At 42.9% G+C, this 2,306-nt stretch carries 2 protein-coding genes and 1 pseudogene; 2 read left to right on the top strand and 1 reads right to left on the bottom strand.

Annotated elements, in window-relative coordinates; translation table 11 throughout:
- The first annotated feature begins 175 nt into the window (after positions 1-175).
- Positions 176-1,561, top strand: a complete 1,386-nt coding sequence (locus Q0R35_RS18215) for a serine/threonine-protein kinase (RefSeq protein WP_295621837.1) — start codon at positions 176-178, stop codon at positions 1,559-1,561.
- On the opposite strand, the gene Q0R35_RS18210 is transcribed toward Q0R35_RS18215, so the two are convergent.
- Positions 1,483-1,782 (bottom strand): hypothetical protein, encoded by a 300-nt coding sequence (locus Q0R35_RS18210; protein WP_295621834.1) that lies wholly within the window; start codon positions 1,780-1,782, stop codon positions 1,483-1,485. The genes Q0R35_RS18215 and Q0R35_RS18210 overlap by 79 nt on opposite strands.
- A gap of 210 nt (positions 1,783-1,992) precedes the next feature.
- On the opposite strand from Q0R35_RS18210, the pseudogene Q0R35_RS18205 reads away from it, so the two are divergent.
- Positions 1,993-2,306: pseudogene (locus tag Q0R35_RS18205) on the top strand (S-methyl-5-thioribose-1-phosphate isomerase); the annotation flags it as partial.

The following is a 2,306-nucleotide window of genomic DNA, read 5'->3' as shown; positions in this document are numbered from 1 at the left end:
TTCCGCTATTGTGGATCGTTAATAAATTTTTGTGGGCGGGATATATGCGATCGATCGTGTCAAATGTCGAGATACAGCTTGATGCTCGGTCGATTACCTCCGGTAGGCTACGCCAACGATTAAATTTTGGGCGATCGATGGGTATATTAGAGATAGCGTGTGACGATCGAACTCTATGCAAAATTCAGGATCGGGATTTATCGGACAAGTTTTATGCGATCGATACCAGATCGAAAAACAGTTAGGGCAAAAGACTGGTAGGCGCACATTTTTGGCGATCGATCTTCAGACAGAATTACCCGTTGTTATTAAATTACTGATTTTTAATAACGAGTTTATTTGGGACGATCTTAAATTATTCGAGCGCGAAGCCGAAACACTCAAACATCTCGATCTCCCCGCCATTCCCCGCTATTTAGACTATTTTGAGTTTGACTTACCAAATTTAAAAGGTTTCGCACTCGTGCAAACTTATATCGACGCACCATCACTCGAAGAAGTAGTTAGCTCTGGGCGGCGGTTTACAGAGAGCGATTTACAAGCATTTGCCACATCCGTACTCGATATTCTCAATTATTTGCACTCGCTCCAACCGCCAGTCATTCATCGCGATCTCAAACCCAGTAATATTCTCCTTGCCAATCGTTCGGGCAATAGTATTGGGGAAGTATATCTCGTCGATTTTGGTTCGGTACAGAACGTTGCAGCCAAGGATGGGGGGACGATGACGGTGGTGGGAACCTATGGTTATATGCCGATGGAACAATTTGGTGGTAAAACGGTGCCAGCTTCCGATCTTTATAGTTTGGGTGCGACTTTAATTTACACGCTCTCAGGTACTCATCCTGCCGATTTGCCCCAAGATGATGGCAAAATTCAGATCCCAGTTAATAATCTCAGCAAAAGCTGGCGGCGGTGGTTGGAAACGATAACTGAAGTCAGTCTCAAAAAACGTTTTCCTGATGTCAGTACGGCAAAATCAGCTTTAGCAAGACTAGACGAAAGCGACCTTATTGTTAGAGAAAAACCTTATGGCAGTAAGATCGTCCTCACTAAAAAAGCCGATGAGATCGAGATCTTTATTCCCGATCGAAGATTCCCAATCGGGTGGGGCATCGCAATTGTATTAAGTTTGTTTATTATACCAATCCCTTTAACACTTGCTACGGTACTTGTCGCTCAAATATTAAATAACTATTTGTTTGTAGCATTGCCAACTCAATTGTTACCCTTTGCACCAATTGTTTATAATTTTATCTATTATTTCTTTGGAAAACTATATTTGCAAATCGATGGGCAGCAAATTAGCTTTTATAAGCAAATTGGTAATTTTCGGTTTGGAAAGCAGGTGCCGACTAGTCCTCGATTGAATATCGATCGACTCGTTTATAATCTCAAACCTCACATAAACAAGGGTAAAGATAAACGACCGTTGTTAACCAAAGAGATCGTCATCTATGCTGGCGTGAGAGAATATCGAATTTATAGCAACAGTGAAGCCGAATGTGAATGGTTGCTGGCAGAATTAAGTGAGTATTTAGATTTACCAGTGAATAGATAAAACTGAGAACCAGGAAGACGTTGACTATCGATAGTTTGCTTGAGTTCGGCTAGGTAGGATTGGCGTTCTAATAATTCAGTAGATGGTACTTCTTCAGACAACCAACCTTCTAATAATGAGATGGCATCTCGATTTTTCTCGATCTGTTCTACAGATGTTTCTCCATAGTGGTTGAGAAAAGGTTTGAGCGAGACAGCTTTACTCTGTTGTTGAGATAGCATGAGTGAATTTAGAGCGTAAGGATATATTTATCGATTATAACAAATAGCAAGCAGAGTATCGATCTGGTGGAAGATATGACACGAGCCATTTTGGTGAGGAGCGTTAGCGATCCCATATCCCCGACTTCTTGCAAGAAGTCGGGGATATGTCGTAACTGAATGATAAAATTTGGGTTTAGACTACTCGGTCGCGCTCTAGTTAATTAATCTATGAATACCCCAGTTTATCCCGTCCGCTGGCAAGACGATCGCGTGCTGTTAATCGACCAGAATCGGCTGCCAAATGAGTATACTTATGTCGAGATCGATCTGGTGGAAGATATGGCACGAGCCATTTCGACGATGATCGTGCGGGGTGCGCCAGCGATTGGTGTGGCGGCGGCTTATGGGATGTATTTGGGTGCCAAAGAGATTACCACTACAGATCGAGATGAGTTTTTGGCACAGTTGGTGGCAATTGGCAAAACGCTCAGAGCGACGCGCCCGACGGCGGTAAACTTGTTTTGGGCGATCGATCGGATGGA

Origin of the sequence: Chamaesiphon sp. GL140_3_metabinner_50 (assembly GCF_025361915.1) — a bacterium.
Taxonomy (GTDB): Bacteria; Cyanobacteriota; Cyanobacteriia; order Cyanobacteriales; family Chamaesiphonaceae; genus Chamaesiphon.
Note: the sequence above shows the minus strand (reverse complement) of the source record. Positions and strands in the feature narration are given on the sequence as shown.